Origin of the sequence: Nonomuraea sp. LP-02, from assembly GCF_036289125.1 — a bacterium.
Classification (GTDB): Bacteria; Actinomycetota; Actinomycetes; order Streptosporangiales; family Streptosporangiaceae; genus Nonomuraea; species Nonomuraea bangladeshensis.
Genome location: NZ_JAXCLK010000002.1, coordinates 169284 through 192707 on the forward strand (window position 1 = coordinate 169284; position 23424 = coordinate 192707).

Sequence of the window (23424 nt, forward strand, 5' to 3'; positions counted from 1 at the left end):
CCTCTCTCCTGCGGAATGTCCGATTAGTCGGGTCACCATTGCATGCAGCGTGCAGCATGTCAACGACTTGACGTGCTGCATGCTGCATGCCACTCTGCCGGTTACTCACTCACCACCGGACCCGAGGGATGGCACGTTGACCGGCTCACCTACCGCAAGCGGCGTCCAGGTCGGGGTCGCTCAGATCAGCGTCGACCGGGCAGACGTGGCCGCCAACGTCGATCGGGTCATCGAGACCCTGCGGGCCGGCGCGGCGAGCGGGCATCAGCTCGTGGTCTTCCCCGAGTGCGTGCTCACCGGCTACCTGTTCGGCTCCCGCGCCGAGACGCGCGCCGCCGCGATCGGCACCGGCGACCCCAGGATCGCCCGCATCGTGCGGGCCTGCGCGGAGAACTCCGTACACGCGGTGGTGGGCCTGCTGGAGGAGGCGGACGGGCAGGTCCACAACTCGGCCCTGGTGCTCGGACCCTCGGGGATCATCGGCCGCTACCGCAAGCAGCACCTGCCCTACCTCGGCGCGGACCGGTTCGTCGACCCGGGCGCCGACGCGGCGCCCCGGGTGGCCGACACCCCCTTCGGCCGGGTCGGCGTGATGATCTGCTTCGACCTGCGCTTCCCCGAATCGGCCCGCGAGCTCGCGCTCCAGGGCGCCGACGTCATCGCGATGCCCACCAACTGGCCGATGGGGTCGGACATGCTCGCCGACCACATGACGCGGGTGCGCGCGCTGGAGAACCTCGTCTATCTCGCGGTCGCCGACCGCGCCGACGCCGAGGCCGGCACCCGCTTCATGGGCAGGAGCCAGATCATCGCCCCCTCAGGAGAGGTGCTGGCCGACGCGGGCCAGGAGGAGGGGCTGTTCGGGGCGTCGATCGACGTCCGGGCCGCCCGCACGAAGCGGCTGATCAAGAAGCCGGGCGAGTTCGAGCTGCCGGTTTTCTCCGGGCGCCGCCCCGAGATGTACGGCGAGCTCACCCGCCTGATGGCCACGGGCCAGTAACCGGATCCAAGAGGAAGGCCGACATCACCATGTGTGGACCAGCGCTCATCAGCGAAGCGACCAGGGACAGGATCGCGGCGTACTGCGCGAAGTTCCGCGAGGTCACCCGGAGCCCGTTCGGTCCCGACGACGAGATCGGCATGCTCAACCTGATCACCCCCGAGGCGTCGCGTGAGGTGCTGCGCCGGGCGGACGGCGGCAGCGTCATCGACCTGTCGGTCGACTACTTCGTCGGCATGCCCTCATGGACGAAGGCCGGCGACCCGAACTTCCAGCAGTGGATGACGCACACCCCCGCCGGCACGGTCCTCGACGACATCACCGGAGTGGGCCGCGAGCAGAACGAACTGGTCTCCTACTCGGGCGACGCGATCTCGATGTACACCCACTGCGGAACGCACATCGACACCCTCAACCACTTCGGGTACAACGGCAAGATCTGGAACGGGTTCTCCGCCGAGGAGCACATCAGCTCCCGGCACTGGACCAAGTGCGGCGCGGACAAGATCCCTCCGATCATCGCCCGCGGGGTGCTGTTCGACATCGCCGCCCTGTACGACACCGACATCCTGCCCGACAACCACGGGATCGGCGCCGACGATCTGCGCGAGGCCATGCGGCGGCAGAACGTCGAGTTCCGGCCGGGTGACGTGGCGCTGGTCCGTACCGGCCGGATGCGCGCCTGGCCCGCGATCGACGCCTACATCGACAACAGCCCCGGGCTGAACCTGGAAGGGGCCGAGTTCCTCGCCCGGATGGGCGCGTCCGTCATCGGCGGAGACACTCTCGCCCTGGAGCAGATGCCCGGCGCGGACGAGGAGAACTGGCAGGTCGTCCACACCTATCTCCTGGGGGAGGCGGGCGTCCCCATCATGGAGGTGGTCGACTGCGAGCAGATCTCGGCCGAACGGCTCTACGAGTTCGCCTTCGTCGCCGCCGCCATGAAGCTGCGCGGCGCGACCGGCGCCCCGATGCGCCCGCTCGCGATGCCACTGCGCTCATGACACTGCGCCCATGACATTGGGCCCATGACACTGCGCCCGTGACACTGCCGGCCTTCTTCTTCCTTACCAGCCATACCCCCGGAGGTCCCCATGCCCGCCCGACCGACTGAGTCGGCCATCGACCGGAGCCGTACGTCCTACGGCGACGACGGTTTCAGCACCTACCTGCGGCGTGCTTTCCTGGCCTCCAGCGGGTACGACGACGAGGCGCTGGACCGGCCGATCGTCGGCATCGCGGTGACCAAGTCCGACTACAACACCTGCCATCGTGACATGCCGGCCCTGCTCGATGCCGTCAGACGCGGCGTCCTGGAGGCCGGCGGCCTGCCCATGGACTTCCCGACCATCTCGCTCGGGGAGATCCTGACCTCCCCGACGACGATGTTGTTCCGCAACCTGCTCGCGATGGACACCGAGGAGATGATCCGCGCCCTGCCGATGGACGCCGCGGTCCTCCTCGGCGGCTGCGACAAGACGGTGCCGGCCCAGCTCATGGCCGCCGCCTCCTCCGACAAGCCGGTCCTGCTCGAAGTGGTCGGGCCGATGATGACCGGCAGCTGGCGGGGCGAGCGCCTCGGAGCCTGCACCGACTGCCGCCGCTTCTGGGGCAGGCACCGCGGCGGCGAGCTCGACGAGTCCGAGATCACCAGCGTCCGTAACGAACTCGTGTCGACCGCGGGCACGTGCGCGGTCATGGGCACCGCGTCCACCATGGCCTGCATCACCGAGACCCTCGGCATGATGCTGCCCGGCGGCGCCACCCCTCCGGCCGCCACCGGCGCCCGCCTGCGGCACGGCGCCGAGACCGGCCGCCGCGCCGTCGAACTGGCCCGATCGGGAGGCCCCGTCCCCCGCGAGATCCTCACCCCGGCCGCGTTCCGCAACGCCATCCGGGTGCTTTCCGCGATGAGCGGATCGACGAACGCGCTGGTCCACCTGATCGCCGTCGCGCGGCGGGCCGGAGTGGACCTCACGCTCAAGGACTTCGACGTGATCGGCGCCGACGTGCCGTTCCTGGTCGACTGCAAGCCCGCCGGATCGGGATATCTGGAGGACTTCCACCGATCGGGCGGTCTGCCGGCCCTGCTGAAGGTCCTCGAACCGCTGCTCGAACGGGAGACCGTCGGCGTCTCCGGGAAGTCACTCGGCTCGCTGATCGACGAGAGCCCCGCGCGCGAGGACTGGCAGACGACGATCCGCCCGCTGGAGGACCCGCTCGGCGCGGCGGGCAGCCTGGCGGTGCTCCAGGGCACGCTCGCTCCGAGGGGAGCGGTCATCAAGTCGGCGGCCGCGAGCCCGCACCTGATGAACCACACCGGACCGGCCCTGGTCATCGAGTCGGCCCAGGACGCCCAGCGGATCCTCGACGACCCGGATCTGGACGTCACCCCGGACCACGTCCTGGTGCTGCGCAACGCGGGGCCGATCGCGGCGGGCATGCCCGAGGCGGGCGCCCTGCCCATCCCCGCCAAGCTGGCCCAGGCCGGGATCAGGGACATGGTGCGGGTCTCCGACGCGCGGATGAGCGGCACCTCGTACGGCACCGTGGTGCTGCACTGCGACCCGGAGAGCGCCGCCGGAGGACCGATCGCGCTCGTCCGCGACGGCGACCTCATCAGGCTGGACGTCGCGGCGCGGCGGCTCGACCTCCTCGTGGACGAGGACGAGCTGGAGCGCCGTCGCGCGGACTTCGTCCCGCCCGAGCTGCCCGCGCGGGGGTGGCGGAGGTTGTACGCGCAGACGGTCCTGCCGGCGAGCGAGGGCGCGGACCTGTCGTTCCTCTGACCGGCGGCCCTCTGACCGGGGGCATTGCATGCCACATGCCACATCTTCGTTCTGAGTGATATCGTCTCGGCCGACCAAGGCGTTCTGGCGCTGCGCGGACCGACTGACCGGGAGCCACGTCCATATGGAGCAGATCTCGACGGACCAGACGTCGCTGGCGGCCCAGACCTTCGAGGCGGTCCGCCGGGCCATCGTCACGGGTGAGCTGGCACCTGGCTCACTGCACTCCGTCGTGGAGATCGCCGCCCAGCTGGGGGTCTCGCGGACGCCCGTCCGTGAGGCCCTGCTGCAGCTCGCCACGCACGGCGTAGTCAGGTTCGAGCGGAGCCGGGGGGTGCGGATCCTCAAGATAGACACGCGCGACATCGAGGAGATCTACACGCTGCGCTACCTGCTCGAGGTCCCCTCGGCGTACCGCGCCGCGACCATGATGACCGAAGCCCAGATGGCGCCTTTCTCCAAGGCGCTAGAGCGGATGCGGCAGGCCTGCGAGAGCGGGGACGAGCGGCTGTTCCAGGAAGAGGACGTGGCCTTCCACGAGATGATCCTGGAGGCCGCGGGCAACACGCGGGTGACCCAGTCCGTCGCGACGATGCGGGCGCAGATGGCCGCGCGCGGCCTGTCCACGACGCAGACGCGGACCCTGTGGGACATCTGGCGGGTGCACGAACGCATTCTCGAGCGCATCCAGGCCCGGGACGACCAGGGCGCGGCCCAGGCCATGCGTGATCACCTCCTGGAGACGACGCGGCTGCTGCTGACCCAGTCGACCGGCGACCCGGAGGCCGGCGCCCGCTTCGCCCCGCCCGTGCTCCCTGTCTTCACCGACGACTGAGCTCGCCGATCGGCCCGCTCCGGATGTCCGGCACTGACGACTACGTCGACCAGGAAGCCGGGACAGGCCTTCGAGGAGTCTGAGTGCCGAAATTGGCGCTAGGGACGTGATCTTCGTTTCGGTTCAGTGACTGCTCTCGTTTGTCCTGGTTGGCGGGCCTACGTTCCAGGGCCATGCCTTTCGGATTCCTCTCCGATGAGCAGGTCGCCCGCTACGGACGCTTCCCCGACACGCGGCCCGGGACGCCCTGGCGAACAAGCGCCGCCCGGCGACGCCGAGCAGCTCGGCCTCGATCCTGCCTGCCTGGCCGACTACGGCCGGCGCCCGGTGGCGGCGCGGGGCGCGGGGCGTGGGGCGTGGGCCTCGGTGGAAGGGCCGAGGGCACTGTTCGACCGGGCACGGGTGCACTTGCTGAAGGAGTGCATCCTGCTGCCGGGCATCAGCGTGCTGGTCGGCGCTCAGCCTAACGTGCAGGAGGCCCGGCATCGGCTCGCGCGGAAGATTGCTTTCGGAAACCGTGGCCAGCTGCGCCAGCGTTACCGCGAGGGCAGGGAAGACCAGCTCGATGCTCTGGGCCTTGCGCTGAACGCGGTGGTGTGGTGGAACAGCCTCTATCTTGACGCCGCCGTCACCCAGCCGCGTGAGCAGGGCTTTCCCGTCACCGACGAGATGTGCGCCCGGCTGTCGTCGATCGCCTACGACCACATCAACTTCCTGGGCCGTTACGCCTTCGCCGGTACAGAGGCTGGAGACGGGCTGCGGCCCTTCGATACCGGCGACCCGAGCTGACCGCCGCGATCCACGCCAGCACACGCAAGGTCTTGTAGATCGGCCGCCGATACGGCCAGGACTCCGTCCCCTGCTGTTCCTTCACGTCGAGCACTTATAGTGATGAGGTTTACACTTAAGGTAACTGTTGGCTACGCCTGGAGAAAGGGGATCGTCCGTGAGCCGTGCACTGATCGTCGTCGATGTGCAGAAGGACTTCTGCGAGGGCGGCAGCGTTCCGGTGAAGGGTGGTGCGGATCGGGCCGCTGCTATCGCTGACCTGCTCCGGCGCGCCGATGGGCAGTATGCCTTCGTCGTGGCCACTCGTGACCACCACATCGATCCGGGCGCCCACTTCTCCGACACTCCCGACTTCCAGGACTCCTTTCCCGTGCACTGCGTCGTCGGCAGCGAGGGAGGGGAGTTCCATCCGGGTTTCGCGCCCGCCGTCGACTCCGGGCACGTCGACGAGGTGTTCTACAAGGGCGCTCACTCCGCCTCAAAGAGCGGTTTCGAGGGCTTCACTCAGGAAGGCGAGAGGCTGTCGGCCTGGCTGAAGGCCCGTGACGTCACTGACCTCGATGTCGTCGGCATCGCGACTGATCACTGTGTGAAGGCCACCGCGCTGGACGGAGCGCGCGCGGGCTTCACCGTTCAGGTCCTGCTCGACTACACCGCCGGCGTCGCCGCCGACACCACGCGCACCGCGCTGGACGAGCTACGTCGGGCCGGTGTCGCACTGATCGGCGAACCCGTCGTCGCCTGAACAGGCCGGTCCCACCCCGCTCGCCGACGTGCGAGCGCACCGACGCTCAGCCTGCTGAAGATGGCGGCGTCGGCGCTCGGGCCGGATGCCTTGGGCCGCCGCGTCCGTCAGCTAGTCACACGATCCGCGTCGAGCGGCGCGGACGACGAAGCCGAAGTCGTCGGCGGCCTGGCCCGGGGCGAGCTCTCGGCTGGCACCGCCGTAGCCGAACCAGTTGTAGAAGCACCAGGAGTCGTCGCTGTAGTTGGCCGCCCGGACGATGGGCGGGATGATGTCGGCTTCGTCGTCATAGAGCACTCTGAGGTTTTCATCCACGTCGTAGGCGCAGATGCCCAGCACGGGCGGGCAGGCGAAGTCGGCTGCGGCATGTGCTGCGGCCGGTTGGGCGATGCTGGCGGCCAGGGCGAAGGTCAGGGCGCCGGCCAGGGGCGCGAAGGTGGCCGCAGTACGGCGGGCGATGTTCATCGCGGATGACCTCCTCGGGTCATGAGGGAAGGCGTTCCCCCCTGCAGGGGGGAACGGCCGGTAGGACCTCGGCTCGCAGGTGCGAGAGACAGCGGCGCGCCGGTAGTGAGACAGGGCGCGGCAGTGGGTGGGTCGGCGGGCCGGCGGTGTGGGCAGCGGCGCGTTCGCGCGCCAGAGATCGGGTGACCTCGGTTCGCGCGATCCAGCGCGTGGCGTCAGGCCGCGTCCCTTGGCCGGATGGCAGGTCACCGCCAAGCGGCGATGGGAGGATCGAGGAAGGGAATGTTCTCACCTGCCGGGATGAACCCGACAGGCTTGTTGGAGCAGCCGGGGTCGAGGTACAGCAGCCGTGAGAAGCGGGTGTTATTGATGGCCGATTCCGCATGAGCCTCGGGCGTGGGAATGCACGGACGCGAGCCGGAGACGGGGAGGACGACCTGCCGCTCGCCTTCGAATTCGGGCTCGGTCCAGAAGCAGACCGCATCGTCGGGGCAGCGCGGGTCAGCAGCGTGAAGGGCGCGGGCCGTGGCGGGCGCGGCGGGGGCGAGGATGGCGCCGGCGGTCAGGACCGCAAGCAGGGCGAGGGAACGCACGGGGGTCTCCTGTCGGTGGTGGGACTCTGCGATCTCTTTACCCTCACTCTATGCGTTCACTAACATACTCAGAGTGACTAACTTGGTGTCGCGACTCGATGGAACAGGAGGAGAGGGCCAGGTCGCTCGCTCTGGCGACACGGACAACGTGTCGATGGTCGTGCCAGGCCGGCCGACCTCCGCACCGACCAACAAGCAAGCTGTCCAACTCGGCCACCAGAGCGGAGGTCAGCAGGTGCGCGACCCGGCCGTGCGTCTCCCGGCCGGATCACCCGCGAGGAGATCAGATGCTCACGCGCCAGCTGGGACAACAAGCTGGGCGAGTCGTGCTCCATCGCCCGGGCCGGCAGGCGGAAGAACTGCTCCAACTCGCTCGGCGTCGGCTCGGCCGCGAACCGGCCGTAGCGGGAGACCTGGTCGTCAGACAGGACATCAACTGGCATGACCCGGAACGCAGGGGCCGCTGAGCAGCGCAGACAGCCCGAGTCACCGAACCGGGACCAACACCGACCCGATGTCGCTACTGGTCGTTCGGATCCTCCTCAGAGGCCGTGCTGGCCTGCGCGGCGGGCCGCCCATCTGGACTACCGGGGCCACACGTCCTGGAGGGAACTGACCGGCTGCGCCATGAAGATCCTCACCCGCCACGGCCTCGGCCGCCCACCCGCTGCCGAAGACCATCGCTTCGTCACCGCCCGGCTGACCGCGAGCCGGCGCGAGGTAGGGGAGGGCAACATCGGCGCCCACACTCTGGCCCTGCTCGCCCTGCACACCGTCGACCCCGTTGACCGGCTCATCGCCGACGGCGTCGACGCCTTGCTGAAGGTGCGCAACCTCGGCGGTTGCCTGCCCTTCATCGCCGACCACACCCTGTTCATGACCGGCGTGGCGGGTCTGGCTCTGGCCCGCTGCGCCTTACCAGGCCATCGTGAGCTGCTGGTGCGCATCGGCGACTACCTGGCCGCACTGGCAGGCGACGACGGCGGTTTCCCACCTACCTACGCGGCGAGCCATCCGAGGCCGGGCATCGCAGCGACAACGGCCGTAAGGCGTGGATGCCGAATGGCTGCTGTGAGAGCAACCCCGTGATCATCGCCACCGCCACTTCCTGCACTCAGACTCCTCGAAGGCCGACAAAGCCGCTCCCGGCGACCCGCCGGGGACCGCCGGGAACGAACGTGCCGCTACGGAGCGGTGATCCGGTAGGCGCGGATCACGGCCTGCTCCACCGTGTTGCCGTGAATGTCGGACAAACTTGCCCGAAGTGACACGAACCCGCTGCGCCCGGGATGGTCCACGACAACCTTGGACCCGGCGGCCTTCGCCCGGCTCCAGGTCACCCCGTCGTCGTAGGACACCTCCACGACCACCTCACGCGCCGGGCCCGCCGCGCTGCCGGCCAGCCGCTGCACGGTGAACGGCACCACGAAGCGCCGCCCGGCCGGAGCGGAGTTCCGCACGTCGAGGTCCGGGGTGAACCGCACCACGGACAGCGGCAGCCGGGTCGGCGAGCTCGTACTCTCCGACCGGAACGTCCACGTCGCCGAGCTGCGCGTGGACAACACCGCGGACTCTCCCCGCTCCGCGCCGGCGACCAGCCGGTACGTTCCCCGGCCCGCCGGTACGGTGAAACTCTCCATCAGCCCGTCGCTCTCGCCGACGAGTTCGCCGTCGCGGTAGAGGGAGACGTGCTCGGCGGCCGGCCAGGAATCCCCGATCGACCCGCGCCCGTCGCCGAACATCGGCAGATTCACCGCGATCACGTCGCCGGTGCGGCTCGCGGGCTCGCGCGGCTGGTCCCCCGACGGGAGCGAGGGGCCGAACACGCCACGGTTCCACAACTCCGTGCTGACGCTGCCCGGCCGCAACCGCACGGGCGCGGACGAGAACGTGGTGAGCTGGTCGTCGGTTCCGTACTCCGCCATGGTGGCGTACCAGCGGATGCCGTCGTCGGTGTTGACGTACTCGTTGAACGTCGACGGCGGGGTGAGTTCGTTCAGGCTGCCATGCGTCAGCATGACGCCCTGGCTCGGCGTGGCCTGACGGCTGATCAGCACGCTCGCGCCCGGCAGCTGCTCCGCGACGTCGACACGTACGCGCGCCAGATCCTTGGGGTCCACCGCCCGGTCATAGCCGGTGATCATGCGGTCCCGCTCGAACCAGGCGAGCCGGTAACTGTCCTGACCCGCCTGGTAGTGCGCGCTCACCCGGGTGATCATGCCCTGTTCCGTCTGCTCGGGGCCGAGCTGCGCGGTGAACGCCCTGGCGAAGCTCCTCGGGTACCAGCCCCTGACGTTCAACCGGCCGGGCGTCCTGAACGAGTACGCGACGCTGCCCTCCTTCAGCTCCGCGCCGGGCGTGGGCGGGCGGATCGACGTGGGCCGGCCCAGCCGGGCGTCCGCCTCGACGGTCCACGCCCTGTCCAGGCGCAGGCGTGGCTGCACCAGCAGCGCCACGCCGTCCTCGCTCAGGACGGTGGAGTCCAGCAGGTACTCGCCCCTGGGGAGGCGGAAGGTCATCGAGCTCTCGGTCGGCCAGAACACCTGGGGCGACGGTTCCGCGGCGTCCAGCCGCCAGATCACCATCTGATAGTCGACCGTCGGCCTGCCCGACCGGTCGGTCTGGTTGACGGTCAGGTCGTAGCTCTCGATCTCCTTCTCCACCGCGGCGGGCGTGCTCACCACGACGCCGCCCGGCCCCTTGGCCTCGACGAAAGCGCCGAGGAAGCCGTCGGGCTCGCCGGTGCGCGTGTCCGCCGTCACCGTCGCCTCCGCCTGTCCGCCCGCGGGCACCGTCAGCGTGGCCGGGCTCACCGAGAAGGTCGTGCCCGAGGTGACGCCGAGGTCGAGGGTGACCGGCGCATCACCGTGGTTGCGGTAGGTGAGCTTCCTGGTGAGCACCTCGTCGTCGGCATGCGGCCAGCGCTGCAGGCCGAACCCCAGGCCGGGCGGGTCCGCGGTCACCGTCTGGGTGGCCGCCCGCTCGGCGTCCACGCGTCCCGCTCCCTGGGCGAACACCCCCGTCTGCGGATGGGGCCTGGCCGAGCCCATGAGCGCGGCCTTCAGCTCCGCCGCCTTCCAGCTCGCGTGCGCGCCCGCCAGCAGCGCGGCCGTTCCCGCGACGTGCGGGGTCGCCATCGAGGTCCCCGACATGGCCACGTACGGCCCGCTGCCCGCGCTGTCCTTGCTCCGCGCGGCGGTGATCTGCACGCCCGGCGCGGTGATCTCCGGCTTCAGCCCGTGGTCGCCCGCGCGCGGGCCCTTGCTGGAGAAGTCCGCCAGCCGGTCCGTCCTGTCCACGGCCCCCACGGCCAGGGCGGCGTCCGCGCTTGCGGGGGAGCTGACCGAACGGTCAGCCCCGACGTTGCCCGCCGCGACCACGAACAGCGTGCCGTGGCTCTCGCTCAATCGCTGAACGGCCTCCTCCAACGGGTCGAGACCGGGCTCGTCCGGGCCGCCCAGGCTCAGGTTGACCACCCGGGCGCCCTGGTCGGCGGCCCACTGCATCCCGGCCAGGACGGCGGAGTAGGTGCAGAAACCCGGTTCGCACACCTTGCCGTCCAGCAGTTGGGCGTCCGGCGCCGCCCCGCGGTATCTGCCGCCGGAGGACGCTCCGGTGCCCGCGATGGTGGACGCCACGTGCGTGCCGTGCCCCTCCACATCGCGCTCGTCGGGCGTCTCGGTGAAGTCCGCCCGCGCGACCACCTTCCCGGCCAGGTCCGGATGGGCACTGTCGATGCCGGTGTCCAGCACCGCCACCTTGACTCCCGCGCCGGTGAGCCCCTTCGCCCAGGCCGCGGGAGCGCCGATCTGCTTGACGCTGGTGTCGAGGGACAGCTTGACGCGCGCGTCGAGCCAGATCTTGCCCCCGACGTTCCGCAGGTCCTGCCAGGACCGGACGGCCTGCGCCCTGTCCTGCCGCACGGCGAAGCCGCCGACGGCGGCCAGCGCCCGCAGCCCCGCCCCGCCGCGCAACGATCTGGGCGCGGGCGCACCGGCTACGACGAGCGCCAGGTGCCGGCTCCGGTCGTCGTAGCCGGACTCGGCCAGCGCGCTCACCTCGAACAGGCGCGGATCCAGGCGCCCCTGCCGCAGGAGCTCGATCGCGTCACCCGGCACGACCCGCAACCGCTCGCCGCTGCCGAAGGTGTGGAAGTCGATGCCTTCCCTTCCCTCGCCCGGCGTGATCAGGGGACTTCCGTCCGGTGCGAGGACCACCCGGTCGCCGGTGATCAGGGTGACACTGCGGGCGTTCCCCGCTGCCCCGGCGCTCGCGTGAGCGGCGGGTAACACGATGATGGATGCGGCGACCAGCAGGAACGCGCCCGCCGCTCTCGTCGTCGTCTTTCGCACTCCGTCTTCTCCCATTCCGAATCCGTCGGCGATGATCACTCGCTATTCCGAGACGATCGGGAGGTCGTCCCAGGTTGCACGGCGCCGATGAAGAGGAGGGTGAGATCACATTCGTGCAGGACTGCCGCCGGCTTCGAAGCGGGCGCTATCCGCCCGGCGTCACGGTCGCGCCGGGAAGCGACTCCTGCCGAGCCTGCCGGGAGCCGACGACGGCGTTGAGCCCGCCGCGAAAGAGCTGCGCCACCGCGTCACCGGAGACGAAGGGCTGCGCCGTCTCCCCGGTGACCCTGATCAGCATCCTGGTGGGGGTGCAGAACAGGCTGACCTTGCTCTCGCTCGACACCCCGGCCGCCGGCTCCATCGGCCCGGAGAACCCGTCGTCCCGGCTCGGGTGCCCGGAGGACTCGGTCAGGTCGACGTACATGCTCCAGTCGGAGCCGGACAGGCCGCACCGGCCCGCGGAGTTGATCCAGGCGAGCAGGTCGACGGAGCCGACCTTGATCTGCGCCAGCGCCCGCTCGCCTCCGTCGGGCAGCTCGTGGTGATCGATGAGCCCTCTCAGCCCGGTCAGCGGCCATCGCGCCGGGTCCTTGAGCAGCGGGTCGTCAGGCGGCGCGGAACACGCGCCCAGGGCTGGCAGGAACAGTAATGCGGCCAGAGCCGCCGCCACACGCCCGATCATCATGGCCCCCGTCGACGTGGCTGCCGTCCCCGTCCGCCGCGTGCTCACGGGGCGTTCTGGGACAGGAAGCGGTTGACGAGGTGATCGTAGCGGGCGCGGTCCACGTTCCAGGCCTCCGTGTGCTCGCCCTGCGCGAACGGCTCGAACTGGATCTCCCACCCCAGGCGCCTGCCCGTGGCGACGAGGTCGTGCGCCTCCTGGATCGGGTGGTCGGTGTCGGGGACGGTGTGGATCAGCAGGAGGGGCGGCCTGACCCGGGGCGGATGGCGGATCAGGCTGAGCCGGTCGGTGTCGATGCCGGTGCGCCACTCGGTGACCTGGCCGGCCAGCCCTGCCACGAAGGCGGGCAGGTGGAGGTTCCTGGCGCCCTGTTCCGCGGTCATCCGTACGTCGATCATGGGTGCGTCCATGACGACCCGGTCGACCAGGCCGGCGAGCGGCGAGCGGCCGAGGAACTGCCCGACGATCTGGCCGCCCATCGAGGTGCCGTACAGGATGAACCGGCGCGCTCCCATGGTCTGTGCCTGGCGCAGGGCGGCCTCCAGGTCGCGCCACTCCGCGTCGCCCAGGTGCAGCAGGCCGTCGGAGGAGGGCGGGGCGCCTTCGTCGTTGCGGTAGGTGATGTCCAGGAAGGGCAGCCCCAGGCGGTGCACGACGGGCAGGATCTTCAGCTCGGCCTTGCGCCGTCCGTTCTGCCCGTGCACGGCGACGACCCACGTGGTGCTGTCGCCCGGCACGTACCAGGCAGGGGCGGGTCCGAGCTCGGTGGGCACCATGATCTCGGTGTAGTCGATTCCCCAGGCGACCTTTGGGTCACCGGGGGGCACGTTGCCGAAGAAGCCGGGGGTGCCCACCGAAGGGGGCGGGCCGCGCAGCACCTTGCGGGTGATCCCGCCGGGCGCGTCGGACACGACGTCTCCGAGCATCGAGTACGTGCCGCTCCACTCCAGCCAGTACGTGCCCGACTTGGCCGATTGCGGCGTCCGCGTCAGCGTCACCGTGTCGCCGTGGACGGCGAGCACCTGGGTGTTGCTCGTGCCGTAATGCACGACCTTGATCGATTGGTCGCTGCCGTACCAGGCTCCGGCTCCCGCCGCCGCGGCCAGGATGACGACGACGGCCAGGCCCGCGTTCCACGCCCGTCGCTTCCCGCGCCGCTCACGTCCGGACGCCATCGAAGATCCTCCGCACCGTACGCCTGCACAGCTCGCGAAAGGCGTCCTCCTCCAGGCCGATGCGGCCGCCGAGGTAGAGCTGCACGAGCCCCTGGACGGACGAGGTCAGCGCCAGGGTCACCTCCAGCGGGTCGTCCTCGCGCATGAGCCCGTCGCGCATGCCTTCCTCGGCCAGCGCGACCAGCTTGTGGAACGGCGACCCGCCGCTCTCGAAGTCGTCGGGGAAGCGCCGGGCCCGCTCGCGCTGATCGGTCATCAGGAACGTGTACAGATGCGGCTGTCCCAGGGCGAAGTCCAGGAAGTCCGTCAGGAGGGCGAGCACCCGCGCCTCCCAAGGGCCGTCAGGAACCCGGATGCCCCAGGCCTCGCTCAGGGTGCGGAACGCCCGTTCGGCCACCTCGTCGAGCAGCGCCTGGCGGTTCGGGTAGTGCTTGTAGGCGGCCATGGGGGACACGCCGACCATGTCGGCCATCCGCCGCATGGTCACGGCCGCGGCGCCCTCGCTCACCAGGACGGCTTGCGCGGCGTCGGCACAGTCAGGACCGGGCCGGCAGGTCGTCCAGCGGCTCGTCACGGTGCAGGCGGCCGATGGCATCGGCCAGCAGTGGAGCCACCGAGCACACGCTGAGGGGCATCGCCGGCGCGGCCGGCTGTGCGAGGGTGTCGGTGACCAGAACCCGCCGGATCGGGGCGCGGCCGAGGCGTTCGGCCGCCGACTCCACGAACAACCCATGGGTCGCGACCACGACGATCTCCGGCGCCGCGCCATGGTCGGCCACGACCTTCGCGGCGGCCTCGATCGTGCCGCCGGTACTGATCATGTCGTCGACGATGACCACCTGACGATTACGGACGTTCCCCACCAGTTCCTCGGCGACCACCCTCGTCCCGCTCAGCCGGGTCTTGCGCACCACCGCCACGGTCCGTGACAGCAAGGCGCCGAAACGCTCGGCCAGCTTGACCGCGCCGAGATCAGGGGCGACCACCACGGCTCCGTCCGGCAGCTGCCCTTCGAGTGCCTGGGCGAGGGATGGCACGGCCGTGAGCATCTCCATCGGAACAGAGCAGATGGCCTCCAGCGCGACCGTGTGGGGATCCACGACGATCAGGCGCTGGGTCCCGGCCGAGGCGAGCGCGCCGGCGACGACGTGGACCCCGATCGCCTGCCCGGCCCGGCCACGACGGTCCTGACGGGCGTACCCGAAGTACGGCACGACCCCGGCACTTACCCCTCGGTTCTCCCCCCTACCAGGCCGACGAGCTCGGCCGCGCGGCGCAGGTCCTTGGGACGGCCGAGGGCGCGGCGCATGCTGATCAGGTCTTCCCTGGAGACGTAGCGCACCTCCAGGCCATCCGGACCGACCGCGGTGACCGCGCGGTCGAGGAACTCCCCGACCTGCAGACCGCCCCAGGGCAACGTCGGCGTGCAGCAGTCACCCGCAGCCCCGGGCGAGACGAACGGCACCTTGGGGCGGAGAAGGAGGTCAGGGCGAGCGGCCACCCGGTCGCCTCTCTCGTCGATCAGCCGGGCGTCGGCCGCGGCGAAGGCCTCCGCCAGGGCAGGGGCGTGCGCCGGTGCGCCGTCCCAGAGCAGGTCCAGATCGCCGGTCAGCTCGGTGGACCCATGCATGATTCCGGCGACCTGCCCGATCACCACGGCTCGGACGCCGTGCCGGTGGAGGGCTTCGAACAGCGGGAACGGATCGAATCCGAGGGCGTCGTCCGTGCCGATCGTGCCGGCCTCGTCGTCGGCGTCCTCTTGGCCGAGGCCGGTCCTCTCCCTGCTCAGAGCCAGCTCACGGGTACGTCGGGCGGCGGCGCGGAGCCGTTCCAGCGGTTCGTCGATCACCTGCAGCATGTAACACCGGCCGCGCCCACCGCGCACCCGAATATCCCGACGCGATGATCACGAGGCGAGCACCTGGGCAGCGTCATACGTCCAGGGTCGCCGTGCAGGTCCACCGGTCCGCGTGGTGTTCGAAGGTCAGCTGGTGCAGGGCGACGGCTTTGGGCACCGCTCCGGTCTGGGACACGGCCGTCACGTCCGCCATGGCCAGGTGGAGGCGCAGACCGTGCCGGCCGTGTTCGGCCTCCGCTCTGATCGGGATCTGTCCCGTGGTGTCCATCAGGTAGATGACCTCGTCGAGGACGGCCACCAACTGATCTTGAGGTTCGCCGGGTTCGACGTCGAGATCCCGCTCACCGATGACGGCGGCACCATCCAGGTCGAGGAAGCTCTCCGCCATGCCGAGCACGGCCTGGGCGATGCATTCCCCGACCGTCGGCGCCCAGGCCTGGATGCGGGTGTCGGCGGTGTGGGGGAGGGGGCGGTGCCCGGCCGCGGCGGTCATCGGCGATTCCTTCCGCTCGTTCAGCCTTTGACGACGCCGAGCGGCACCAGGCGGGCGACCTTCCGGCACAGCCCTGCTCCTTCGCTGGCTGTGACCACGGCGTCGATGTCCTTGTAGGCCGACGGCGTCTCCTCGGCCAGCCCTCGCCAGGTCGCACCGCGGACGACGACGCCCTGAGCCTCCAACTGCTCGTGCAGTCGCCGGCCGGTTGTGGACCGCGCCGCCTGGTGGCGGCTCTGGGTACGGCCGGCGCCGTGGCAGGTGGAGTGGAACGCCTCGCCGCCGGGAACTCCTGTGAGCACGTAGGAGGCGGTGCCCATGGTGCCCGGGATCAGCACGGGCTGGCCCGCCGGCGCCAGATCGGCCGGTAGATCGGGATGGTGCGGCGGCAGCGCCCGGGTGGCCCCTTTGCGATGGACGCACAATCGCACGCCGTCATGTGTCTCGATCTTGGCCAAGTTGTGCGAGACGTCGTACACCAGATCCAGGCCGCCATCGGCGAGGTCCGCGAAGGCCTGCCGTACGGCCTCGCCGAGCAGTTGCCGGTTGGCCCGGCCGTAGTTCGCCGCGGCGGCCATGGCCCCGAGGTACGCGCGGCCCTCAGGAGAATCGACCGGGGCACAGGCGAGCTGCCGGTCGGGCACCGTGATGCCGTGACGCGGCATCGCCTTCTCCATCACGCGTACGTGGTCGGTGCAGATCTGGTGGCCGAGCCCGCGCGATCCGCAGTGGATCATCACGCACACCTGGCCGCGGTGCAGGCCGAACACGGCCGCCACCGCCTCGTCGTACACCTCCTCCACCGACTGGATCTCCAGGAAGTGATTGCCGGAGCCGAGGCTGCCCACCTGGTTCAGCCCTCGCTCCATCGCGTGGGAACCGACCTGGGAGACATCGGCGTCGGCGACGGCGCCGAAGTCCTCGCAGCGTTCCAGGTCCCGCGCCACGCCGTGGCCCTGCTCGACCGCGTACCGGGCGCCGCCGCACAGGACCTGCTCCAGCTGTGTCGGCCCGGCCAGGTGCCAGACGGCGCCTCGCCGGGTGCCCCGCGGGACGACGTGATCGAGGCGATCCAGGAGCCGGTTCATCCGGGGCGCCAGGTGGTCACGGTCGAGGTCGGCCGCGAGCAGCCGTACTCCACAGGAGATGTCGAAGCCGACCCCGCCCGGGGAGACCACGCCCCCGGCCGCGATGTCGGTGGCGGCCACCCCGCCGATCGGGAATCCGTACCCCCAGTGCAGGTCGGGCATGGCGTAGGAGGCTCGGACGATGCCCGGCAGGGTGGCCACGTTGACGACCTGCTGCAGCGCCTGGTCCTCCGGAAGCAGCATGCGGGAGGCCAGGACGACGCCAGGCACGCGCATCGATCCCTGCCGCTCGATGCGGAAGCGGTAGGGCGTCTCCTCGACGAGCTGGATCGCGTGTTCCGTTTTCGCCCCCATCGCGCGGGCCTCTCAGCTCACGCCTGTTGGGAGATGGTCGGTGAACCAGTCGCGTGCCAGGTCGGCGACGGTTTCGAGGGCCCCAGGCTCTTCGAACAGGTGGGTGGCGTCAGGGATGATCTCCAGGTGGTTCTCGCAGCGCAACTGCTGTTGCGCCGTCTCGTTGAGGCCGAGCACCAGCTCGTCCCGGCTGCCCACGATCAACAGGGTCGCCGCTCGTACCGCGGACAGGCGCGGCCCGGCCAGATCCGGGCGCCCGCCGCGGGAGACGACGGCGGCCACCTGGCCGCCCAGGTCCGCGGCCGCCCACAGCGCGGCCGCCGCTCCGGTGCTGGCTCCGAAGTAGCCGACCGGCAGCCCCGCGGCCTGAGGCTGATCGCTCAGCCAGCGCGTCACCTGCGACAGCCTTCCGGCCAGCAGCTCGATGTCGAACACGTTGCCGCGGTCGTATTCCTCCTCGACCGTGAGCAGGTCGAACAGCAAGGTGGCCAGGCCGGCCCGGTTGAGCATCGAGGCCACGTACCGGTTGCGTGGACTGTGCCGGCTGCTGCCGCTGCCGTGCACGAAGACCACCACCCCCGCGGCCTCCTCGGGGACGACGAGTCGCCCCGGCAGGCGGACCTCACCGACATTCACCACCACCTCGTCGGCACGCTCCGGCTGATCGGACGTCACCACGCCGTCCTTCCCGCTGACCGCGCCTCCGGCGGCCCGTCGCAGCAGCTTGACCACCTGCTCGTCGGTGGTCTGCGTGAAATCGGCGTACCAGACGCCGATGGCCCACAGGGCGTCAGGCGTCTCCAGGCAGATCACCTCGTCGGCGTCCTGGCGGAGGCTCGCGACCGTGTCGGGCGCGCCGACCGGGACCGCCAGGATCACTCGTGCGGCGCCCCGCGCACGAACCACCTGGCAGGCGGCGCGAGCCGTGCCACCGGTCGCTATCCCGTCGTCCACGACGATGACCGTACGGCCGGAGAGGTCGACCGGCGCGCTGTCACCGCGGAAGCGCCGCGCCCGGCGCAGCACCTCGGCCCGCTCACCCCTCTCCACCGTTGCCATCTCCGCCGGGGTCACGGCCGCCGTCCGGACGACCTCGGGATTGATCACGCTTATGCCGCCCTCCCCGACCGCACCGAACCCGAGCTCGGGCTGGAACGGCACGCCCAGCTTGCGGACCACGATCACATCCAGCGGCGCGCCCAGGGCCTGGGCCACCTCGAACGCCACAGGCACCCCGCCTCTGGGCAGCCCGAGGACGACCACGTTCTCCTCGGTGACCATCCCGGTCAGACGCTCGGCCAGACGCACACCCGCATCATGACGATCAGCGAACATCGGCGTACCTGCCCCCCTGGCACCTCCCCGTACCTCACCCGCATCCCCACGCCGACGGCGAGGAAACCAAGAAGCCGAGCAGGAGGCAGGGAAGGCTCATTCGCGCGGCGGACGTCGCCGGGCCGATCGCAGGAGCCGGTCGGCGTGCTCTTCGATGAGGTCGCGCAGCGCGTCCGGCCGCTCGACGGCGAACGGCAGGTCCAGCGACGCGAGGACGCCGGGCAGCCAGTCGAGCCGTTCCGCCCGTAGCTCGACGCGGGACCAGCCGCCGGTGTCCGGCTCTCCCACGATCGCCAGGCCGGGCGGCAGCCAGGTGTGGATCTGCTCGGCCGTCCCCTGGACCAGCAGGGTCACCTCGTACCGGTAAGGGGCGGTGGCGAGTCCGGTGAGCACGCGTCCCGCCGGGTCGAGCCCGGCGGGTGGCTCGAACCCACCCGGCAGGGTCGTCACGCCGGTGATGCGATCCAGCCGGAACGTCCGGTCCTCGCCGATCGCGGGATCCGCGCCCGTCACGTACCACCTGCCCGCATGGGCCACGAGCCCGTACGGGTGCAGCGTACGTTCGCTGTGCCTGCCGTCGGCCGCGGCGTACCTGAGCGAGATCGGCCGGTGACGGCTGACCGCGTCGGCGATCGCGAGCAGGACCCCGCTCTCAGGGGCGGCCGGCTCGCCGGGCGGGGTCGTGAAGGCGAGGGAGCCGAGCACGGCGTCGAGTCTGTGGGCCAGCGGCGCCGGCAGCACCCGCCGGAGCTTGGCCGCCGCCGTCTCGCCCGCCGCGCCCATGGCCGTCATCAGGCCGGCCCGCCGGCCCGCGACCAGCCCGAGCAGCACGGCGAGCGCTTCGTCGTCGGTCAGCATGAGCGGCGGCATGCGGTAGCCGGGGGCCAGCCGGTAGCCGCCGTAGCGTCCGCGTACGGACTCGACGGGCACGTCGAGGTCGATGAGGTGGGCAGCGTAGCGCCGCACCGTGCGCTCGTCGACGCCGAGCCGGTCGGCGAGTTCGGCGACGGTCCGGACGCCTCCCGCCTGGAGGAGTTCCAGCAGGGCGAGCACACGGGCAGTGGGCCGGGACATGTTCCTCGATGGTGTGCGAAATACCGGGCGGTTTCTGCCCAGTATTACTCGTAGCGTGAGGTCAGAAGCACCGACCTTCCTGGAGAGGACCTCATGAACTTCGTCTCGATCCGCATCATCACCGCCGACGTGGCCCGGCTCGTCGACTTCTACGAGCGCGCCACCGGGGCGCGGGCGAGCTGGGCCAACGAGGACTTCGCCGAGCTCACGACCGCCTCGGCCACGCTCGCGATCGCCGGCACGCGCACTGTTCCGCTGTTCGCGCCCGGCTCCGCCCGCCCGGCCGACAACCACAGCGTGATCATCGAGTTCCTGGTCGACGACGTGGACGGCGTCCACCGGAACCTGACCGGCTTCGTGGCGGACTTCGTCAACGAGCCCACGACGATGCCCTGGGGCAACCGCTCGCTGCTGTTCCGCGACCCCGACGGGAACCTCGTCAACTTCTTCACCCCCGTCACAGGCAGGGGCTAGGTGGTCGAGCGCAGGCGGGCCTCGGCGGCCCAGTGGGGTGCGTTCCACCGGTCGGCGATGGTGGCGGCACGGGTGAAGTGGGCGGCGGCCTCGGCGCGGCCCAGGAGGAGGGCCAGCTCGCCGAGGGTGTGGGCGACCGGGCGCAGCGCCACCGCCAGGTTCGCGGCGCCCGCCGGGGGGCCGTCGCGGTGCGGGAGCAGCGCCGCGTAGACCTCCTCGGCGGCGTCGCGGTCGTTCAGTGCGACGGCGGCCATCGCGCGCAACGTCATGAGGAAGGTGAAGAAGAAGTCGGGGCGGATCGGGCCGGCCGACGCGCGGACCTCGCGGGCTTCGGCGTCCAGGCCGCCCGCGTGGAGGGCGAGGGCGAGCAGGTCGGAGGTCATGGCGCCGAGCGTGGCGTGCAGGGCGCGCACGTCGTCCAGGTGCGCGCCGAGCGTGCCGTCGTTCAGCCGGATCGTGGCCAGGGCGAGCGGGAGGAAGCCCGTGGCGTGCACCGAGCCGGCGCGCCGCATGCCCTCGTCGGCCTTGACGTAGAGGAGTTCGGCGTCGGTGAACCGGCCTTCGACGAGCGCCAGGGTCGCCAGCGTGATCTCGGCGACGGGGATCGCCCCGCGCATCCGGTAGGCGCGCGCGAGGTCCAGGGCCTCGGTGGCCGCCCGGCGCATCGTCACCGGATCGTTGGCCGCGGCCGCGACGGCGGCGAGGTTGATCAGCCCGGTGACGCGGTAGACGGGCAGGTCGTGCTCGGTGCCGATCGCCACGAGCTCGCGGCAGAGCTCGGCGTCGCCGTGGACCCGGGCCAGGCTCTGGAGTGCCGCGGCCCGCAGCCGGGGTCCGTTGGCGAGGTCGAGCGCCTCCCGCGCCGCGTCCAGAACGGCCGGGTCGTCCTCGCCGGCCAGTTCGTCCACGTACGCGATCAGGAGCCGGCACCGCACCGAAGGGGTCAGGTCGCGCTTCAGCAGGCGGCTCAGGCGGTCGACGACGGGCCGGTCCACCGTGCCGTACATGCGGGCCTGCCAGGGGGTCGGCTCCGTCCACGCGGTGAACGCGGCGATCATCAGGTCGTCGCGGCCCAGGGACTCGGCGTACTCCACCGCTTCACGGCGGGTCTCGCGGGCGGCGGCGACGGCTCCCGCGCGGACCTGCGCGCGCAGCAGCCTGCCGAGCAGTTCGACGCGTTCGTCCGGTCCGGTCGCGTTGGCGACGGCGTCGGTGAGGAGGGCGGCCGCCACGTCGTGGGCGTAGCGGGCCTCGGCGAGCTCGGCGGCCTGGACGCAGTAGCCGACGGCCTTCGGTGAGCCGGCGCGCGCGTAGTGGTGGGCCAGCGCCGCGATGTCGTCGCCGCCTTCGAGCGCGGCGGCGATCCTGGCGTGCATGCGGGCGGTGCGCAGGCGGCTGAGGTCGGCGATGAGCGTGTCCCTGACGAGGGCGTGGACGAAGCGGACGCGTCCGGGGGCGGGCTCGTTCAGCAGCCCGGCGATGACGCCCGCGTCCAGCGCGTCCATCACGCCGTCCTCGTCGGCGTCGGCGGCTTTCACGAGGACGTCCACCGAGCTCTCCCGGCCGGCGACCGCGGCCAGCCGGAGGATGGACACGCCTCCCTCGGGCAGGCGCGCGAACCGGCGGCGCAGGACGTCCCGTACGCCTTCGGGGACCTCGGAGAGCGCGACCAGCGCGCCTTCGCCGTTCAGCAGCCGGGCGCTCTCGCGCACGTAGAACGGGTTGCCGCCGGTGCGTTCTGCGATCCCCGCGATGGTCTGCTCGTCGGCCTCGCATTCGGTCCGTACGAGCTCCGCCACGGCCGCGTCGTCCAGCCCCGGCAGCGCCAGGCGCAGGGGAGTGGCGCGCGCGAGGGAGGCCAGCGTCTCGGTGAGGTGCCCGCTCTCGTCCGCGCGGTACGCGGCGACGACCAGGATCGGGGCCCGCAGGCCGAGGCCGCCGCCGAGCAGCTCCAGCGTGGCGGCGTCCGCCCAGTGCAGGTCGTCCAGCACGACGGCGACCGGGCGCCGCGCGGCGACCGTCGCGAGCCATTTCCACACGGCCTGGCGCAGGCGGAACTGTCCCGCGGTGGCGTCGGCGTCCACCGGCTCGGCGTCGGTGAGCAGCGGCGCGAGGTCGCCGGCGAACTCGCCCGGGGACGTGGCCGCGGCGACGGCGCTCAGCGCCTCGGTCCAGGCCCACGCGGGCGGCGCACCGTCCACTTCGGGGCAGTGGCCGACGGCGACCAGCCATCCGTCACGTTCGAGCCGCCTGCCCAGGTGTTCCAGCAGCGTCGACTTGCCGAGCCCGGCCTCGCCGGTCACCAGGGCGATGCGGGCGCCGTCGGCGGCGGCCTCGGTGGCGGCCGTGACCAGTGCCGACAGTTCCGCCTCGCGTCCGACGAACGGCGCCTCGGTGACCGGAGCCGGCGGTGGCGGTGGCGGGAGCGGTGGCGGGGGCGGGAACGGTGGCGGTGCCGGTGGCGGGGGCACGGTCTCGCGCAGGATGTCCGTGCGCCGGGTGAGGATCGCCTCCTCCAGCGCCGTCAGGTCCGGGCCGGGGTCGAGCCCGAGCTCCTCGGCGAAGATGCCGCGGGCGCGGCGGAGCGTCGCCAGCGCGTCGGCCTGGCGACCGCTGCTCCACAGGGCCAGGGCGTGCAGCCGCCAGCCCTCCTCGCGCAGCGGCTCGTCGCGGGTGAGCCGCTCGGCCTCGGGAACCACCGCGGCGGCGTCGCCCATCCGCAGGCCCGCCGCGACGTGCAGCTCGGTGGCGACCAGGCGCAGCTCGTTCAGCCGGGCCGTCTCGGCGGCGGCCCACGGCTCGTCGGCGACCTCGGCGAACGCCGGTCCTTGCCACAGCCCCAACGCCTCGGCGAACAGGGCCCGGGCGGCACGCGGGTCGGTGACCGCCCGGGCCTGGTCGAGCAGGTCTTCGAACCGCCACGCGTCCACCGACTCCGGCGGCAGCCGCAGCGCGTAGCCGGGCGACGCGCTCACCAGCAGCCGGGCCGACGTGCGCGGCGGGCGTCCGGGCTCCAGCAGCCGGCGCAGGTTGGACACGTACGCCTGCAAGGACATCAGCGCCCGCGCGGGCGGCTCACCGCGCCACAGATCCTCGATCATCCGGTCGACCGGGACGACCTGCCCGCGCGCCGCCACCAGCAACGCCAGCACGCCCCGCTGCCGCGGCCCGCCGAGGTGAACGGCCGCACCGTTCACCTCGCTCGCGAACGAGCCCAGCACCCGGATGAAAACCATGATCCGCACATCGTACGGGGACGGCTCCAAACCGGCTCCAAGTCCCCTCCAAACGCCCGGGAGCAGCCTGAACACCTGACCGCAAAG

The 23424-nt window shown here is 71.4% G+C and carries 21 protein-coding genes; 8 read left to right on the forward strand and 13 right to left on the reverse strand.

Features of this window, described 5'->3' with window-relative positions; translation table 11 throughout:
- Positions 1-136: 136 nt before the first annotated feature.
- The 6 genes from SMD20_RS44115 (at position 137) to SMD20_RS44140 (ending at position 6158) form a co-directional block, all read left to right on the forward strand.
- Positions 137-1000 carry a carbon-nitrogen hydrolase family protein gene (locus SMD20_RS44115; protein ID WP_329593217.1) on the forward strand — a complete coding sequence of 288 codons (864 nt, stop codon included), beginning with the start codon at positions 137-139 and terminating at the stop codon, positions 998-1000.
- Between the two features lie 29 nt (positions 1001-1029).
- On the forward strand, positions 1030-2004 hold the full coding sequence (locus SMD20_RS44120; RefSeq protein ID WP_329593219.1) for a cyclase family protein: 975 nt from the start codon (positions 1030-1032) through the stop codon (positions 2002-2004).
- A gap of 90 nt (positions 2005-2094) precedes the next feature.
- On the forward strand, positions 2095-3789 hold the full coding sequence (locus tag SMD20_RS44125) for a dihydroxy-acid dehydratase (RefSeq protein ID WP_329593221.1): 1695 nt from the start codon (positions 2095-2097) through the stop codon (positions 3787-3789).
- A 124-nt stretch (positions 3790-3913) separates the two neighbouring features.
- Positions 3914-4624, forward strand: a complete 711-nt coding sequence (locus SMD20_RS44130) for a GntR family transcriptional regulator (RefSeq protein WP_329593223.1) — start codon at positions 3914-3916, stop codon at positions 4622-4624.
- 402 nt (positions 4625-5026) lie between these two features.
- A complete protein-coding gene (locus SMD20_RS44135; RefSeq protein WP_442942641.1) occupies positions 5027-5413 on the forward strand; it encodes a Tn3 family transposase in 387 nt (128 codons plus the stop codon).
- 157 nt (positions 5414-5570) lie between these two features.
- Positions 5571-6158: an isochorismatase family protein gene (locus tag SMD20_RS44140; RefSeq protein ID WP_329593225.1), complete on the forward strand. Its 588-nt coding sequence runs from the start codon at positions 5571-5573 to the stop codon at positions 6156-6158.
- Positions 6159-6269: 111 nt separating this feature from the next.
- On the opposite strand, the gene SMD20_RS44145 is transcribed toward SMD20_RS44140, so the two are convergent.
- Positions 6270-6623, reverse strand: coding sequence for a hypothetical protein (locus SMD20_RS44145; RefSeq protein WP_329593228.1), 354 nt, complete (start codon positions 6621-6623; stop codon positions 6270-6272).
- Positions 6624-6868: 245 nt separating this feature from the next.
- On the reverse strand, positions 6869-7216 hold the full coding sequence (locus SMD20_RS44150) for a peptidase inhibitor family I36 protein (RefSeq protein ID WP_329593230.1): 348 nt from the start codon (positions 7214-7216) through the stop codon (positions 6869-6871).
- A 627-nt stretch (positions 7217-7843) separates the two neighbouring features.
- Here SMD20_RS44150 and SMD20_RS44155 point away from each other — a divergent pair.
- Positions 7844-8305 (forward strand): hypothetical protein, encoded by a 462-nt coding sequence (locus SMD20_RS44155; protein ID WP_329593232.1) that lies wholly within the window; start codon positions 7844-7846, stop codon positions 8303-8305.
- A gap of 95 nt (positions 8306-8400) precedes the next feature.
- On the opposite strand, the gene SMD20_RS44160 is transcribed toward SMD20_RS44155, so the two are convergent.
- From SMD20_RS44160 to SMD20_RS44205, 10 genes are all read right to left on the reverse strand, one after another.
- Positions 8401-11568, reverse strand: a complete 3168-nt coding sequence (locus tag SMD20_RS44160) for a S8 family peptidase (RefSeq protein ID WP_329593233.1) — start codon at positions 11566-11568, stop codon at positions 8401-8403.
- Positions 11569-11713: 145 nt separating this feature from the next.
- Positions 11714-12238, reverse strand: coding sequence for a hypothetical protein (locus tag SMD20_RS44165; RefSeq protein ID WP_329593234.1), 525 nt, complete (start codon positions 12236-12238; stop codon positions 11714-11716).
- A 56-nt stretch (positions 12239-12294) separates the two neighbouring features.
- Positions 12295-13425 (reverse strand): alpha/beta hydrolase family protein, encoded by a 1131-nt coding sequence (locus SMD20_RS44170; RefSeq protein ID WP_329593236.1) that lies wholly within the window; start codon positions 13423-13425, stop codon positions 12295-12297.
- Entirely contained in the window at positions 13409-14020 is a 612-nt protein-coding gene (locus SMD20_RS44175) for a TetR/AcrR family transcriptional regulator (protein WP_329593237.1), read from the reverse strand. The genes SMD20_RS44170 and SMD20_RS44175 overlap by 17 nt, the downstream gene beginning before the upstream one ends.
- The gene (locus SMD20_RS44180; RefSeq protein ID WP_329593238.1) at positions 13962-14639 is read right to left on the reverse strand and encodes a ribose-phosphate diphosphokinase; all 678 of its coding nucleotides are present in this window, start codon (positions 14637-14639) and stop codon (positions 13962-13964) included. The genes SMD20_RS44175 and SMD20_RS44180 overlap by 59 nt, the downstream gene beginning before the upstream one ends.
- A gap of 11 nt (positions 14640-14650) precedes the next feature.
- A complete protein-coding gene (locus SMD20_RS44185; RefSeq protein ID WP_329593240.1) occupies positions 14651-15283 on the reverse strand; it encodes a hypothetical protein in 633 nt (210 codons plus the stop codon).
- Between the two features lie 73 nt (positions 15284-15356).
- Positions 15357-15776 (reverse strand): archease, encoded by a 420-nt coding sequence (locus SMD20_RS44190; protein ID WP_329593241.1) that lies wholly within the window; start codon positions 15774-15776, stop codon positions 15357-15359.
- A 20-nt stretch (positions 15777-15796) separates the two neighbouring features.
- Positions 15797-17218 (reverse strand): RtcB family protein, encoded by a 1422-nt coding sequence (locus SMD20_RS44195; RefSeq protein WP_329593243.1) that lies wholly within the window; start codon positions 17216-17218, stop codon positions 15797-15799.
- A gap of 12 nt (positions 17219-17230) precedes the next feature.
- Positions 17231-18526, reverse strand: a complete 1296-nt coding sequence (locus SMD20_RS44200) for a phosphoribosyltransferase family protein (protein ID WP_329593245.1) — start codon at positions 18524-18526, stop codon at positions 17231-17233.
- Positions 18527-18649: 123 nt separating this feature from the next.
- Positions 18650-19627 (reverse strand): helix-turn-helix transcriptional regulator, encoded by a 978-nt coding sequence (locus SMD20_RS44205; RefSeq protein WP_329593247.1) that lies wholly within the window; start codon positions 19625-19627, stop codon positions 18650-18652.
- Positions 19628-19720: 93 nt separating this feature from the next.
- Between SMD20_RS44205 and SMD20_RS44210 the strand changes: the two genes are divergently transcribed.
- Positions 19721-20101, forward strand: a complete 381-nt coding sequence (locus SMD20_RS44210) for a VOC family protein (protein WP_329593249.1) — start codon at positions 19721-19723, stop codon at positions 20099-20101.
- Here the strand turns inward: SMD20_RS44210 and SMD20_RS44215 are convergent.
- The gene (locus SMD20_RS44215; RefSeq protein WP_329593251.1) at positions 20098-23337 is read right to left on the reverse strand and encodes a BTAD domain-containing putative transcriptional regulator; all 3240 of its coding nucleotides are present in this window, start codon (positions 23335-23337) and stop codon (positions 20098-20100) included. The two genes, SMD20_RS44210 and SMD20_RS44215, sit on opposite strands and share 4 nt — an antisense overlap.
- Positions 23338-23424 lie beyond the last annotated feature (87 nt).